This is a genomic window from Neobacillus oceani (assembly GCF_046237595.1).
Lineage (GTDB): Bacteria > Bacillota > Bacilli > Bacillales > Cytobacillaceae > Bacillus_D > Bacillus_D oceani.
This window is the reverse complement of the sequence record NZ_CP143543.1, coordinates 1,728,207-1,742,844: the sequence shown is the minus strand read 5'-3', so window position 1 is coordinate 1,742,844 and position 14,638 is coordinate 1,728,207. Positions and strand designations below refer to the sequence as shown.

The window sequence follows — 14,638 nt, the reverse complement described above, 5'->3', positions numbered from 1 at the left end:
CGCCTTCCTGCCGGGCAGGAAGCCCCTTTGGGTGAAACTAGATGACTGAGAAAATGACCATCGCCACGAACATAATCGTCATGTACTGAAGCGAATAAACAAACATCAATTTCGCCCATTTGATATCATCTTTAATCCTATATCCATAAATCCCCAATGCAAGCCACCCAATGTTCAGTAAAGTAGCAAGGATCAGGAATGGGATCCCGAGTGAATCAAGGAAAAATGGGATTGGGAGCAACATGGCAACCCAAAAAACAATATGATGCTTTGTTACCTGAAAACCCTTAACAACGGGAAGCATCGGAATGCCCGCGGCCCTGTATTCTTCGACTCTCCTCATTGCAAGCGCGTAAAAATGTGGCGGTTGCCATGCGAACATTAAAGCGAATAAAGCCCATGCCATTGGACTGAGGCCCGGATCGACCGCAGCCCATCCAATTAGTGGCGGGACAGCGCCTGAAATGCTTCCAACGATTGTATTGGATACGTAAAGCCGTTTGGACCACATTGTATAAAGGACCACATAGCTGAAAACGCCAATGATGCCAATCACTGCCGCTGTCGTGGTTGTCAGGAATAAAAATAAAGTGCCGATAATGACAAGCGCAATCCCGAGCCATAACGCAAGTGCAGGCTGCACCTTTCCATTTACGGTTGGACGGCTCTTTGTCCGTTCCATGTATGGGTCGATGTCTCTGTCGTAAAAATTATTGATGCTGCAGGACCCGGCGATAATGAGCGCAGAACCGGCAAGCGTGAAAAATACAATATCAAGGTTGTCAAGAAAACGCATTTCTGAAAAATGAAGGGCAAGCCAGATGCCTGTAAATGCTGTAATTAAATTCGAATTGACTATGCCAATCTTTATTAGAGCCAAAAAGTCCTTCCAGCCCGTAGTCTTTTCCAGGCCAATTGTTCCAAGTCCTTCATTTACGGATGCTTCGCTGTATGCCTTCGGATTGGACATCCTGATTCCTCCCTATCTTCCCTTAGACAGGCATTTCCTTTATAAAGCCCTCCTGCCAAAGGGGGTAATCGGTGTTGATACTCTCTATCTAATTTACGGTTCTATTTTTCACTATCAAAATAGTGTTAATTATATAAGAAAAAGGTAATTGCTTTCTCTGTATATTAAATCACACTTCATACCTTTTTTGTGAACTTTTTTTGAATTTAATTTAACAAATTTATGACAAAGTATGATTGCCATTGAACATTTTTTGTTTCAGCATCAACTTAAATAAGTTAAAATGAAACAGACGGCTATTCCTTCCCTATTTTAACGAAAAAATAAATAGTGTGGCTTGGCATCTTTATTGGTGCTTATAAGTACAATTATTTCGTGGTATTTTCTTATTTTACTATAATAAAAGAACGAACCGATATTATTGAAAGAAAATTCACGCATTTTCCCTTTAGGGAATGAAGCTGTAGAAAATGCTTCTTGCCATTGCCAGGAATCGACAACCGGTTTTGTACACTTTAGTAATTAGGCGGAAAATCATGCATAACTCTGTTCTTTTCTCCCTTTCTTGGCTATTATGTATGAGGGCCTCTCCGCCAACTCCCATTTATTATACTGACAACTGGTTTTTATGACAAATTATTGAACTTTAAAGAAGGTGATCTTTTGCGACGCTCATTGAAGTGGTTTGCAGTTGCAACAACAATTGGAATGATTTTTATCTTACTTGGAGGCGCGCTCGTAACAAAAACAGATTCAGGAATGGGTTGCGGCAGATCGTGGCCATTGTGTAACGGCGAGTTTATGCCCGGCGAAGTAACGCCTGAATTACTCATTGAGTTTTCCCATCGTCTCGTGTCAGGGGTAGTCGGCTTGATGGTATTGGGCTTATCAGTTTGGGCATGGCGAGCGATCGGCCATATAAGGGAAACAAAATTCCTTGCACTCCTTTCTTTCGCTTTTCTTGTGATTCAAGCTTTGGTTGGAGCGGCGGCGGTTGTTTGGGGGCAATCCGATTTTGTACTCGCGCTACACTTTGGCATTTCTCTAATTTCTTTTGCATCAGTCTTTCTTTTGACCCTGCTTATTTTTGAAGTGGATAAGAAATTCGATGCCGAAAATCTTGTTATTGACAAGAGGATGCGGTTCCATATTATTTGGGTGACAGTCTATAGCTACATTGTCATTTACACCGGGGCACTCGTCAGGCACATAAACGCAAGCCTCGTTTGCCCAGAATGGCCTTTGTGCAACAGCAGCGGTTTTACCTTGCCGGATAATATTTATGAATGGGTACAAATGGGCCACCGGACGGCTGCTGGGATTATTTTTATTTGGGTGGCGTATATCGCATGGCTTGCGGCGCGGAATTACCGGGATCAGAAGGTGATCTATTGGGGATGGATGATTTGCCTCATACTTGTGTCCTTACAGGTAATGTCCGGAGCCCTTGCCATTTTTACACGATTGAACCTTTACATCGCACTTTCCCATGCGTTTTTCATCACGTGCCTCTTTGGGATGTTCAGCTATTTCATCCTCCTTGTTTACCGGAGTAAACGGAAATAACACAGAAAAAAGATGCCTCACTCAGCGAGGCATCTTTTTTGTTAGATTTCCAGTTTTTAAAAGGTTTTTAACAAGACAGTTGCCCGTCTATCTCCTTGCACTGATTGGTTCACGAACCGCAGGCGCGGGTGGGGTTTGCGCCTTCTTCGTTTTAAATTTACTTTCATAATTGGCAAACATCGAAACATTGACGAGAATCCCGGACGCAATCGCCAATTGGATAATGGATGACCCCCCATAACTGACGAATGGGAGCGGTACCCCTGTCAAAGGAATCATTCCCGAAACACCCGCAAGGTTAATAACTGACTGGATGCCAATCATGCTTGAAATCCCCAGGGCGAGGAGACTGCCAAACGGATCCTTACACTTCATCCCGATACGAATTCCTTTCAACACGATGAATGCGAGACAAACGAGAACAAACGCGACTCCTAAAATTCCAAGTTCCTCCGCGATAACAGCAATGATGAAATCGGTATGGGACTCAGGCAGGTAGCCCAGCTTCTGTACTCCCTTTCCCAGGCCAAGGCCCGTAATTCCTCCAGACCCAATTGCAAGGAGTGAATTCGTCAGATGAAAGCCTTCATCCTGCTCGTCCCTAAACGGGTCTTCCAGGACTGTGAAGCGCTCCAGCCGCTCAGGAGAAAATATATGGTCCTGAAAGCCAATTGCAAAAATAGTAAGAAGGACGGTCCCGACCCCGATAAGTTTTAATATATTTTTCCAATTCATTCCCGAGGAAAGAATGATGAAAATTGCAATCAGCATAATAATACCCGCAGTACCGTAGTCCGGCTGTAGCATGATTAGTACACTTATGGCCACTAGATACATGAGCGGCGGTACGACGCCTTTGTTGAACTCATTGATATAGCTTTGTTTCTTCGCATAGACAGCAGACAAATAAATGATGACCCCTAGTTTTGCGAATTCAGATGGCTGGATACTTATCCCGCCAACTTCGTACCAGCTTTGGGCATTTCCGGCCACTTTCCCAAACAAAAGGATCCCTCCGAGGCCCGCAATTGAAAGGAGGACCATAGGAACGAGAAACCTGGTGCTTTTCATGATTTTATACGGAAAGAAAGCAAATAGTAAAAAAATCACTGCTCCCCCCAGCAAAAAAATCCTTTGCTTTTGAAAAAAATGGTCAGGGGCCACGCCATATCTTTGGACTGCGAATGCCATGCTTGCGCTATAAACCATTACCAGGCCAAAAATTGATAACATTGCTATGACCGCTATCAACGAATAATCATATGATTTAAGTATTTTTTTCAGCATCGCATTTCCCCAATTCCATAATGGATGTATCTATTATAAATGAAAATGGCGAGTTTTAGTTGAATAAAATGCTATTTTACTGATTTGAAATATATTTGAAATACGGTACGGAAAAATAATAAAACCCAAACACGGCGGTGTTTGGGTTTGGAAATTATTTTTTCATTGAGGCTTCGTGAAGGGCGGACAGCTCCCTCTCCAGTTTTTCAAGGATGGCTTTGCCGTCCTTTTCATCTATCAGCCCCAGCCTTGAGGCGAAATCTATTTCCCTGGATAAACCAAACATCTGCGTGTCCAATACCTCTTCATAAAGAGGGCATTGGGGCATCGTCAAGTTATCCATTTGTACCTTGATGAGCTTCAATATTTTTTCAGCGTCTGCCTGTAAAAGGGCATATGCTTTTTCCTGATGATTGATGATCATTTCGGACGCCAACATCGATCCCCCCGTTTCCGAGCGATTACTACACTATCTTTAAATTTTACAGGTCCTGTCCTGAAATTGCAAGAATTATTAAGCCAAACGGTTGGTTAATCCTCCTCGCCCGAATAAATGACATTAAACGACTAACAGGGTATACTCAGATTGGAGCAAGAAATTGGAGGAATGGTAATGGATGGAATTATTCAGGTAACCGGAAAGGTCAAATTTCCGATTACAATCGACCCGGGCGTCTGGATTTTCGACGAGCGCCGGGTCGATCTCGAAACGATTTTTGAACATGCGCAAGAATCTGGCAGCGAACTGGAGGCATATAAAAAGTCAGCGTCCCAGCAATGGGACAAGGAAATCACTGAAGGGGCACAACTTCCAACAGCACCAGGAAAGAAAACATATGAAAAACAAAAAGTTCTCGAAGGCTCATTCGGAATGCCGATTGAACCTTTCCTAAAAAACGCGGAGCCGGATGCAGATGCAAGTACCCTCATCGTAAAGGCTGATGGCAAGGAATATTCCTTCCCCCTTTCCGAAGCTTGCAACTTGATCGCCGCATTTTCATATAAAGGCAGGCCTCTACGAGAAGATGGCCCGATCCATCTTTACCTTAAGGATGGGTCAAACAGGGACAATCCCATTAGAAAGGTAACGGAATTAATAATTATATAATGAATTCGAAGAGCAACCTTTCCCCAATGAAAAACAGCCCGAGGGCTGTTTTTCTCTCTTTATAACAAATCCGCGGCAAGCCGCGCCAGCCCAGACCTTTCTCCCTTGAGCAGCTTTACATGGCCAGCAATCGGCTGGTCTTTGAATTTTTCAACGACATACGTCAGCCCGTTATTGTATGCATCCAGGTATGGATGGTCTATTTGTTCAGGGTCGCCCATCAGGACAATCTTGCTGCCCTCTCCCACCCTTGTCAAAATCGTCTTTACCTCGTGTTTTGTGAGGTTTTGAGCTTCATCAATGATAATGTACTGGTCAGGAAGGCTCCTTCCCCTTATATAGGTCAGCCCTTCCACTTCGATCGAGCCAAGGCCTGCCAATATCGCATCCAGTTCCCCAGGTTTTTTTGTATTAAATAAAAACTCCAGGTTATCAAATATTGGCTGCATCCATGGCCTTAGCTTTTCCTGTTTTTCCCCTGGCAGGAAACCAAGATCTTTTCCGACAGGGACGATCGGGCGGGCGACAAGCAGCTTTTTGTATTGCTTCAAGTCCTCAATTTGCATTAGCCCAGCGGCCAACGCGAGCAGCGTTTTCCCGGTTCCCGCCTTCCCAGATAAAGTGACAAGCTGGATGTCTCCCCTCAGCAGCAATTCAATCGCCATCGTTTGCTGGACATTCCTCGCATGGATTCCCCAAACATGATCCTGTTTCGCGACAAGCTTCCTTGCCTTTTTTCCCGAGCTGTCGATAAGCCCCAATGCGGAAGCTGAACTTCCAAGCGCATCTTTCATAATCAGGAATTGATTTGGATAAAAAGGATGGTTCGCGAGTTCCGAAACATGCAATTCCCCAGTTGCATAAAATTTGTTAAGCGTATCAACCGGCAAGTGGATTTCAAGGAACCCATCGTACAAATGGTCCGCTTCAACAACCCTGTCCTGTATGAAGTCTTCGGCGTAAAGGCCGATCGCATCCGCCTTTACCCTTACCAGGGCGTCTTTACTAACAAGGATGACGAGCTTTCCGTTTTCCTTCGCCTGTTCTTCCAAAAACAAATTCTTTGCAACCGCAAGGATTCTGTTGTCATTTGTTTTTTCTGTGAAAATTTCCTGAAGCTCATGGAACGAACGATGGTTAATTTCTATCCTCAAATTCCCCCCGTTTTCCAGCTGGATTCTTTCATGAAGCTTGCCGTACGCCCTGAATCCGTCAATCAGCCTTGATACCTGGCGGGCATTCCTTCCGATTTCATCCATATAACGTTTTTTTGAATCCACTTCCTCCAACACAACAGCAGGGATGACAACATCATTGTCTTCAAACGAAAAAATCGAATACGGGTCCTGCAGCAAAACATTTGTATCCAATACATAGATTTTATTCAATTGAATGCCTCCCGCTTATCTGGCCTCTCTCGAACTTTTGGTAAAATATATGATTCCGGGAATAAAGATAGACGATATTCCGGACAATAATCGTGAGATCCGTTTCATCTTACCGGAACGGGTGCTTCCGGCATTCTATACGAATAGGTGGTTTAGCCATGGGCAAATTGTTAATCGTAGTTGGCATCCTGCTAGTCATTTCCGGTTGCGGGGCTAATGAGCGGCCGGATGCGGGAAAAAATTCAAGGCAATTGGTACAGGTAAAAAACAGTGCTGCTCCAAATGCGGATAGGAAGACTGGACAAAGGGCCGCCAGCCATCTGGAGCAAATCGCTTCATCTGTCCCGAAGGTAAACGGTGCAACTGCAGTCGTCCTTGGAAAATATGCGATTGTCGGAATTGACATTGATTCCAAAGTGGAACGTTCCGAAGCAGGCACGATTAAATACTCGGTTGCAGAGGCGCTGAAGGATGACCCTTACGGAGCGAGGGCGATGGTCATTGCAGACCCAGATTTGAATGCGCGCTTAAGGGAAATTTCAGCGGACATTGAAGACGGTAGGCCCGTCCAGGGGATCTTATATGAACTAGCCGATTTGGCCGCAAGGATGGTTCCCGAAGTACCTGGTAAAATCGTTGAGCCTGAACGAGGCAGGCCTGTTAGGGAATCCAAGGAACAAATGCGTAAAGAAGATCAGCGAAAATTGGAGAACAGGCAGGAAGAAGAGTCACATTGGAGAAAGTAAGATTTCGCTAGACGGTAAAATGATGAAAGTGATGCCCCGGAAGTGATATTTCCGTCCAGAAAAGCGGTTTATTGCCTCTGTAAGGTTCGAATGTGCAGACCGGGCATTTTACGAAAAAAAGCCTGGCAAAAAATTTGCCAGGCCTTTTAATTTCGCTATAAAGGGCAATCATGCATTCCTGAAGGCATCCATGACCTGATTGTCAAGCCGTGCGGCGGCGACTTTGTCATACGTCTTATCGTACTGAGGTTCCTGGGTAATTTTTGACCCGTAGAACATGACATCTCGCACTTCATTGATTTTCACTTCAATCAGTGCCAATTTTAACGGTACCCCTTCCAACTTTTCCTGTTTCACAGCTGCATTGCCGTTAATCGCGTATGTAGTTTCGTTGGCAATGACATTTATGGCCACATCACTTTTATTTTTAATGTTCTGAACGATACGAGAACGATTGTCCACCGCGAAATAAATGGTGCTTTCATCCTTTGCAAGCAGCCAGGAAATGGCGCTGATATTTGGCCCTCCTGTTTCGTGGTCGATTGTTGCAAGGGTGGCAAACCGCTCCTTCTGCAATTCATCAAATAACGGTTTAATTAGTTTTGGCTCTACTTGATTGGCCATTTTAAATTGCTCCTTTCACTTCTCTTCTGTTAAATGCCCGGCTCCAACAATCTTACTATTTACAAATTCATTCATCAACTTGCATGACCGCCAGGCTATGTACATGTAATTTCCCATGTTATACTATTAGTATGCCAGCAAATTAGCCAAGGTGAAAGCAAACAGATTCGAGGTGGCCCCTGCTTGAGAGTAAAATGCGTTTTATGTGATACGATTGAAACAATCCCTGATGAGTCCCCGGAGGCAAAAAGGCTGCGCAACCGGCCAATCCATACGTATATGTGCGCTCCTTGCCATGAAAGAATTGCAGCCAGGACAAATGAACGGCTAGCAAGCGGAAATTTCCGCTTGTATCGGACCAAAAAGGACAATGATGATTTTTGACAGAAAAACCCCCTGAACGTCTTGTTCAGGGGGTTTGCGGTTCAGCTATCGGTTTCTTCAGGGAAGTTACAGAATTTATCCGGTTCCATATTTATCTGATTCAGCATTACCTCAATCAGTTCCCTAGGGAAGCGTGTTTTCTTTTTTTCCCCATCACGCTCGTAGTGGACATAATACATGTCTTCATCGGTTTCAATGAGTAAGTCCGAAGCGGTGATACCATAGTTTTCAACCATCATCTCTTCAAAAAGCTCTTTTGTTTCAAAAGCAGCAGAATCATCTGGCCGGGCATCACATACTACTTTGATGGTTAGCCAATTGTAAATCGTATCCTGCAAGGAATTCATCGCAGACTCTCCCTACATTAAGCTTCTGTTTTTTGTTTCCGTTCCTGATTCAGGCGGATTTTGTAAATGATTAAGATGATTGCAGCGACAACAAGCCCCTCGGTTATAGGAAGCATGACCCCCAAGAAGGTGAGAATCGTACTTCCAAGTGCGAGAAAAATGTAAATAACGGCGGATTTGGCAGGAGGAAGTTTTTTAGCGAAACCCAGCTTGTATACAACGATAGATAAAGCGACAATCGTTACATACAGCATCCACATCCCCACTTGCGGGTTATCCCCTACCCTGTAAAGAGCTGCAAAAAAGGACAGCCTGTCCTCCATTCTTGCATTCCTCCCCTAACTCCTAATTCATTTCTGCATATTTCTTCTTCTTGGCAATCCGTTCCCGCTCATTTTTATCAAGGATTTTCTTGCGTAGGCGGATTGACTCCGGTGTAACTTCACAATACTCGTCTTCATTCAAATATTCAAGTGATTCCTCCAAAGTCATAATCCTTGGCTTCTTAATTGTTGAGGTCTGATCCTTATTTGCCGATCGGACGTTCGTGGCATGTTTGACCTTTGTGATATTGACAGTAATGTCATTTTCACGCGTGTGCTCACCGACAATCATGCCTTCGTAAATTTCAGTTCCCGGCTCAACAAAAATGGTGCCCCTGTCTTCAACCTGCATAATTCCATATGTTGTGGCCTTCCCAGACTCCATTGAGACAAGCACGCCTTGGCGCCTTCCTCCGACTTGTCCGGCAAGCATAGGCTGATAGCTATCGAATGTATGGTTGATGATACCATAGCCACGTGTCAATGTAAGGAATTCGGTTGTATAACCAATTAACCCACGGGCGGGAATCATGAAAATAAGGCGGACTTGCCCATTCCCATTGTTAACCATATCGGACATTTCACCTTTTCGTGCCCCGATTGATTCCATGACCGCTCCAGTATATTCTTCCGGAACATCGATCTGGACTCTTTCGACAGGCTCACAGCGTACGCCATCAATCTCTTTAACAATGACCTCCGGCTTTGACACTTGAAGTTCATATCCTTCGCGGCGCATATTTTCAATTAGGATCGACAGGTGAAGTTCACCGCGTCCGGATACTATCCAAGCATCTGGTGAATCAGTGTTTTCAACCCTCAAACTTACATCCGTCTGAAGCTGTGCCTGTAAGCGTTCCTCAATTTTTCTCGAAGTTAAATATTTGCCTTCCCTTCCCGCAAATGGGCTATTATTAACAGCGAATGTCATTTGGAGGGTAGGCTCATCAATATGGAGCACCGGCAATGCTTCCTGATGTTCAACCGGGCAAACTGTTTCACCGACATTGATATCTTCCATGCCTGATACTGCGACTAGATCTCCGGCAAATGCTTCCTGGATTTCCTGGCGCTTAAGGCCAAAGAAACCAAACAATTTTGTTACACGGAATTGCTTTACACTGCCGTCCAGCTTCATTAAAGCAACCTGCTGGCCGACCTTCATCGTTCCCCGGAAAATTCGGCCAATACCGATCCTTCCAACGTAGTCATTATAATCCAGCAGGGCAACCTGAAACTGAAGAGGCTCTTCCCTGTTATCAGGCGGTGCCGGGATATGCTCAATGATTGACTCATAAAGCACTTGCATGTTTTCATCCTGGCGCTCGGGATCTGTGCTGGCCGTTCCATTTAACGCAGAAGCATAAATGACCGGGAATTCAAGCTGATCTTCATTTGCATCAAGTTCGATAAACAAATCTATCACTTCATCAATTACTTCGGCGGGACGTGCGAAATCCCTATCAATTTTATTGACAACAACGATAGGGGTCAGATTTTGCTCAAGCGCTTTTTTCAAGACAAATCTGGTTTGAGGCATAGTACCCTCATAGGCATCAACAACAAGGAGAACGCCATCGACCATTTTCATGATCCGCTCTACTTCTCCCCCAAAGTCTGCGTGTCCAGGGGTATCCAAAATATTGATTTTTGTATCCTTGTATTGAATAGCGGTGTTTTTTGCAAGAATGGTAATTCCACGTTCCCGTTCTATATCGTTGGAATCCATTGCCCTTTCCTCGATATGCTCATTCGAACGAAAAATTCCCGATTGCTTCAGCAGCTGGTCGACGAGGGTTGTTTTCCCGTGGTCAACGTGGGCAATTATCGCTATATTTCGTATATCATTTCGTTTATTCAAGGTAGTTCCTCCTGCCTCTTGTATGGGGTAAAACCTATTATAGCCTTATTATGTCAGGTACAACTGAAACATTATAACACAAATCAAGTAGAAACCTATACATTTTTTGGTTACAATAGGGCTTGAAGTATATATTTTCCCATTAATTATGGCTATAAATCCAAATAACTGTTGGAAAGGATTGGAAATTTGATGAAAGAAATCAATTGGGGCATCCTCGTTTTTGCCATTCTCACTGCCGCGGGCATTTCCGGCATTGGCATCGCAATCGGGGAACAAAGCATTTATGGGGTCCTTTTAAGTATCGCCATGCTAGTATTTGCGATTAGAGGAGGATTTAAACTAAAGAGGAAAGCCGCAAAAAAGCACTGAAGGCCAGGCAAGGCGCCCTTCAGTGCTTTTGTTGTCCAGACCTCCATCTACTAATTTCAAGGTTTTTTTCCCCGCTCTTGACGGAGAGTTAGATTCCTACCTTACTCTATTTTTCCTGCTTTAAGGTACTGTTCCAAAATTTCTCCATGCAGGCCTGGACCTGCAGCGAAAACGGAAGATTTATTGAGCATATCCAGCTTATCGCCGTTAAGGCTCGTTACACTTCCGCCCGCCTCTTCCACAATAATTGCTCCACCGGCATAATCCCATGGTGCCAGCCTTGGTGAAATATAGGCATTTACCCTTCCTGTCGCCACATAGACGAGCTCGATTGCTGCTGACCCATAGGACCTGGTCCCCCTTGCCTCACGGATAAGCGGGATGAGCATGTTATGGTCGACCATTTTATTTTCCATCACCCATGTAGCATTCATGGCTACGATCGATTCTTTAACGTTGGCCCTTTCAAGTTTCGGCAATTCCCTGCCATTTAAAAAGGCGCCACTCCCTTCCTTCGCATGATAGAGTTCCTTGTGGACAATATCATAAACAAGTCCGATTTTTCCCTTGCCATTCTCATATATTCCGATTGAAATCGCAAAGTTTCTCTGCTGGTGGATAAAATTCATTGTGCCATCAATCGGGTCGATAATCCACACTACTCCTTCAAGGTCGGAGAGAGTGTCGCCAAACCCTTCTTCACCGAGAATCCTATGCTCTGGGAAAGTGCCTCTAATTTTTTCGATAAAGAATTTTTCCGTGTCCCTGTCAATGTCTGTTACAAGGTCATTTGGATCAGATTTTGTATGGACATTGAGAGTTTTATCAAAGGAAGAACGAATCCGATCCCCCGCTTCAAGAATCCACTTCTTTGCCTGTTCAAACACGTGTTCAGTATCCATTCAGTTATCCCCCCAAACAATCATCCTCTTAAAGATCGGCCCGTTCTTTCAGCTTATACAAATGTGTAGCGTCCATCAACCTATAGGGTACCCACAGGAGCTAAAAAATAATAAACGAACTCTCCAGCATTGCCGGGAGTCCGTTTAAACTTGCGCGTTCCTATATGCAAACTCCATTTTTTTAATAACCTTCCTCTTCGCCCCTTGTTAAAGGGCCTTTAATCGGAGAAGTTCCTGCCGGATCTTTTCCAGGCGTAATTTGCAATGTTTTTTCATCTCTTCATTGTTTTCCGCCATTGCGTCATACAAAGTCGCAAGCTCATAATCCATTTCAAGCCTTAAAACCGCTGTCCTTTCCTTATCGAAAGCCTTTTTTCTTGTCGTATTAATCAACTGTTTCATTAGTAAGCACTCCTTCCGGCCATTAACTGAATTTTCGAATTTTTATTATCATAGTATGAAGCTCTCTGTGAATCTGCGACAAAATGTGATTCTATCCCTCTTATAAGGACAACTATTTTAAACAGTCGGCTTCTGTATGCTAAAATAATTTCATCACTGTAATTCAGGAGGACCATATGGAATTTAATGGTTTCACCCACGATGACTTTAATGTGTTTTCTATTGACGGACTGGAAGCCCGAATGGAAGCTTTAATTGCCCGTGTCCGTCCAAAATTAACCTGGCTTGGGGAACATTATGCCCCGATTCTCTCCGAAATGGCAGGTCAGGATATGTTTCCACATGTAGCAAAGCATGCCAGAAGGACCAAGAATCCGCCCAATGATACGTGGGTTGCCATCTCCGGTAGCCGAAGAGGGTATAAAATGATGCCCCACTTTCAGATTGGCCTATGGGAAACCCACCTTTTCATTTGGTTCGCGGTTATCTATGAATGCCAGGAGAAACCGCAAATCGGAGAAAACTTTCAAAAACACCTGGGTGACATCCTTTCAGGAGTCCCGAACAACTTTGTATGGTCAGAAGACCATATGAAGCCGGGAGCGATAATGCATGGCAGCCTTTCAGAAGAAGAACTGAATGAGTCCTTCCAACGCCTTAAAGATGTTAAAAAAGCGGAAATCCTGTGCGGCTGTCACTTTGATCGCAATGAAGTTGTCAAGATGGGCCCATCCGAATTGCTGCAACAGTTTGATGGTGTATTTAGACAAATATTACCCCTATATAAATTGACATAAACCTGCAAAATATTATGGAAAAACAATTGTGCCATAATAAGGGAAAGTTCCAGACGTCTTTCACCATTCAGGAGACAATTTTCCATGAAAATGATGAACCCCCATACCGATTCGGGCATGGGGGTATCAATTTTACTTAATGCGGAGTTTTCCTCCTTCAGGGAGTTCCTTTGCTTTCATCACTGCTTTATAGGAGGAGTAGCCGCTTAGCTCCTCAAATTCTCCGCATAGCTTCTTTTCATCGGATTTCCCCGGGACAATCTTTTTGAATGTCCGGTATGCGGCCATAAATTCATCCCGTCCTATTCCAGTTTCGTATGCTTCCTCAACTGCCTGAAAAAACTGGATAACCTGTACAGTTTCTTCCGTAGTCCATGTGTAATCAATTGGATATTGGTAATCCATCTTTCGCACCTGCTTTACTATTTCATAGCGCTAATATAGTTTACCACTTTTCCTGGCAGCCAAAAAGAATCGGAGTTCGCGCCATGTTAGTTGGAGTTTCCCCATCGCCTGCGGATTTCGGATGCTTCGGCAAGGATTCGTTCAAACAATTCCGCTGTGGTTGGGATATCACGGATCAACCCTATTGCCTGGCCGGCCCATGCAAAGCCTTCCTCCACTTTTCCCTCATATATAAACCTCCGGTTAGCTTCACCGCTAATGTAATCCTTTAATTGCTCGTACCCTAGGCCTTTCTTTTCAAGTTCAATTATCTTTTTCGCCCATTCATTATGAAGGACCCTTCCCGGTGCACCGAGCGATTTTTTAATTATAACGGTGTCGGATTCACCGCTCTCAAGCAATTTTTGTTTATATTGTTCATTTGCATGGACACATTCCTTTACAGCAATGAATCGTGTCCCCATTTCAATTCCTTCGGCGCCAAGGGCGAACGCAGCCATAAGCCCCCTACTATCGGCTATCCCTCCGGACGCAATCACCGGGATGGAAACAGAATCGGCAACTCGGGGAATTAGGACCATCGTTCCTATATCCTCCTTGCCTAGATGCCCTCCTCCCTCCTGGCCTACCACCATTACAGCATCGGCGCCAAGCTGTTCCGCTTTCATCGCCTGTCTTCTCGAGGCAACCAGGACGAGTGTTTTACAGGCGGTACCTTTTATTTGGCCAAAAATAGGCGCCGGATTTCCCCCTGTCATTGAAATGACCGGAACATTTTCCTCCAATGCTACCTCCACATAATGATGGAAAGGGCGCCCATGCTGCCCAATGGCAAAATTCACCCCGAACGGTTTGTTCGTCTTTTCCTTCGTTTTCCGTATTTCCTCACGCAGCATCTCCGGGCTATCCAGGGACATAGCCGTTATTTGGCCCAGGCCGCCAGCATTGGATACCGCCGATGCAAGCTCCGAATATGCAAGATGGGCCAGGCCTCCTTGTATGATGGGGTATTGGATACCCAGCAGCGCTGTTACTCTCGTATTCCACTCCATTACCATGCCTCCTCCATCCTGTTCCCTTATGTTATTCTCCAAAATCGGTTAATTTCCCTCCCTTAACGGGAAACTACATAGAAAGCGGGAGTATGCCCAATAGG

The 14,638-nt window shown here is 44.5% G+C and carries 18 protein-coding genes; 6 read left to right on the top strand and 12 right to left on the bottom strand.

The annotated features are described in order from the left end of the window. Positions 1-37: 37 nt before the first annotated feature. Positions 38-970 (bottom strand): heme o synthase, encoded by a 933-nt coding sequence (gene cyoE / locus V1499_RS08705; RefSeq protein ID WP_409275473.1) that lies wholly within the window; start codon positions 968-970, stop codon positions 38-40. Positions 971-1,633: 663 nt separating this feature from the next. Here cyoE and V1499_RS08700 point away from each other — a divergent pair. Continuing rightward, positions 1,634-2,536: a COX15/CtaA family protein gene (locus V1499_RS08700; protein WP_409275472.1), complete on the top strand. Its 903-nt coding sequence runs from the start codon at positions 1,634-1,636 to the stop codon at positions 2,534-2,536. Between the two features lie 87 nt (positions 2,537-2,623). Here V1499_RS08700 and V1499_RS08695 read toward each other — a convergent pair whose 3' ends face one another. Together V1499_RS08695 and V1499_RS08690 are read right to left on the bottom strand one after the other, a co-directional pair. Then, on the bottom strand, positions 2,624-3,823 hold the full coding sequence (locus V1499_RS08695; protein ID WP_409275470.1) for an FtsW/RodA/SpoVE family cell cycle protein: 1,200 nt from the start codon (positions 3,821-3,823) through the stop codon (positions 2,624-2,626). Between the two features lie 154 nt (positions 3,824-3,977). Then, on the bottom strand, positions 3,978-4,259 hold the full coding sequence (locus V1499_RS08690; protein WP_053368835.1) for a YlaN family protein: 282 nt from the start codon (positions 4,257-4,259) through the stop codon (positions 3,978-3,980). Positions 4,260-4,436: 177 nt separating this feature from the next. On the opposite strand from V1499_RS08690, the gene V1499_RS08685 reads away from it, so the two are divergent. Next, the gene (locus V1499_RS08685) at positions 4,437-4,931 is read left to right on the top strand and encodes a peptidyl-prolyl cis-trans isomerase (protein ID WP_409275468.1); all 495 of its coding nucleotides are present in this window, start codon (positions 4,437-4,439) and stop codon (positions 4,929-4,931) included. A 59-nt stretch (positions 4,932-4,990) separates the two neighbouring features. Here the strand turns inward: V1499_RS08685 and V1499_RS08680 are convergent, their stop codons facing one another. Then, positions 4,991-6,319, bottom strand: a complete 1,329-nt coding sequence (locus V1499_RS08680) for a PhoH family protein (protein WP_409275466.1) — start codon at positions 6,317-6,319, stop codon at positions 4,991-4,993. Between the two features lie 158 nt (positions 6,320-6,477). Between V1499_RS08680 and V1499_RS08675 the strand changes: the two genes are divergently transcribed. Beyond that, positions 6,478-7,065, top strand: coding sequence for a YhcN/YlaJ family sporulation lipoprotein (locus V1499_RS08675; protein WP_409275464.1), 588 nt, complete (start codon positions 6,478-6,480; stop codon positions 7,063-7,065). Between the two features lie 168 nt (positions 7,066-7,233). Here V1499_RS08675 and V1499_RS08670 read toward each other — a convergent pair whose 3' ends face one another. Beyond that, the gene (locus tag V1499_RS08670) at positions 7,234-7,689 is read right to left on the bottom strand and encodes a pyridoxamine 5'-phosphate oxidase family protein (protein WP_409275462.1); all 456 of its coding nucleotides are present in this window, start codon (positions 7,687-7,689) and stop codon (positions 7,234-7,236) included. 183 nt (positions 7,690-7,872) lie between these two features. Between V1499_RS08670 and V1499_RS08665 the strand changes: the two genes are divergently transcribed. Further along, a complete protein-coding gene (locus V1499_RS08665; protein WP_409275460.1) occupies positions 7,873-8,073 on the top strand; it encodes a YlaI family protein in 201 nt (66 codons plus the stop codon). Between the two features lie 41 nt (positions 8,074-8,114). Here the strand turns inward: V1499_RS08665 and V1499_RS08660 are convergent, their stop codons facing one another. From V1499_RS08660 to typA, 3 genes are read right to left on the bottom strand one after another with little or no spacing between them, the layout of a single operon-like run. After that, complete coding sequence (locus V1499_RS08660) at positions 8,115-8,420, bottom strand: hypothetical protein (RefSeq protein ID WP_409275458.1); 306 nt, start codon at positions 8,418-8,420, stop codon at positions 8,115-8,117. A 17-nt stretch (positions 8,421-8,437) separates the two neighbouring features. Further along, positions 8,438-8,743, bottom strand: coding sequence for a YlaH-like family protein (locus V1499_RS08655; protein WP_409275457.1), 306 nt, complete (start codon positions 8,741-8,743; stop codon positions 8,438-8,440). 22 nt (positions 8,744-8,765) lie between these two features. Further along, on the bottom strand, positions 8,766-10,604 hold the full coding sequence (gene typA, locus V1499_RS08650; protein ID WP_409275455.1) for a translational GTPase TypA: 1,839 nt from the start codon (positions 10,602-10,604) through the stop codon (positions 8,766-8,768). Between the two features lie 192 nt (positions 10,605-10,796). On the opposite strand from typA, the gene V1499_RS08645 reads away from it, so the two are divergent. Further along, on the top strand, positions 10,797-10,976 hold the full coding sequence (locus V1499_RS08645; protein ID WP_409275453.1) for a DUF5325 family protein: 180 nt from the start codon (positions 10,797-10,799) through the stop codon (positions 10,974-10,976). Between the two features lie 101 nt (positions 10,977-11,077). On the opposite strand, the gene V1499_RS08640 is transcribed toward V1499_RS08645, so the two are convergent. Together V1499_RS08640 and V1499_RS08635 are read right to left on the bottom strand one after the other, a co-directional pair. Then, the gene (locus tag V1499_RS08640) at positions 11,078-11,878 is read right to left on the bottom strand and encodes an inositol monophosphatase family protein (RefSeq protein WP_409275452.1); all 801 of its coding nucleotides are present in this window, start codon (positions 11,876-11,878) and stop codon (positions 11,078-11,080) included. Between the two features lie 207 nt (positions 11,879-12,085). Then, a complete protein-coding gene (locus V1499_RS08635) occupies positions 12,086-12,280 on the bottom strand; it encodes a hypothetical protein (protein WP_053366055.1) in 195 nt (64 codons plus the stop codon). 176 nt (positions 12,281-12,456) lie between these two features. Between V1499_RS08635 and V1499_RS08630 the strand changes: the two genes are divergently transcribed. Continuing rightward, entirely contained in the window at positions 12,457-13,077 is a 621-nt protein-coding gene (locus V1499_RS08630) for a YktB family protein (protein ID WP_409275449.1), read from the top strand. A gap of 132 nt (positions 13,078-13,209) precedes the next feature. Here the strand turns inward: V1499_RS08630 and V1499_RS08625 are convergent, their stop codons facing one another. Together V1499_RS08625 and V1499_RS08620 are read right to left on the bottom strand one after the other, a co-directional pair. Beyond that, positions 13,210-13,482, bottom strand: a complete 273-nt coding sequence (locus tag V1499_RS08625) for a UPF0223 family protein (RefSeq protein ID WP_409275448.1) — start codon at positions 13,480-13,482, stop codon at positions 13,210-13,212. An 86-nt stretch (positions 13,483-13,568) separates the two neighbouring features. After that, positions 13,569-14,534, bottom strand: a complete 966-nt coding sequence (locus V1499_RS08620) for an NAD(P)H-dependent flavin oxidoreductase (protein WP_409275446.1) — start codon at positions 14,532-14,534, stop codon at positions 13,569-13,571. Positions 14,535-14,638 lie beyond the last annotated feature (104 nt).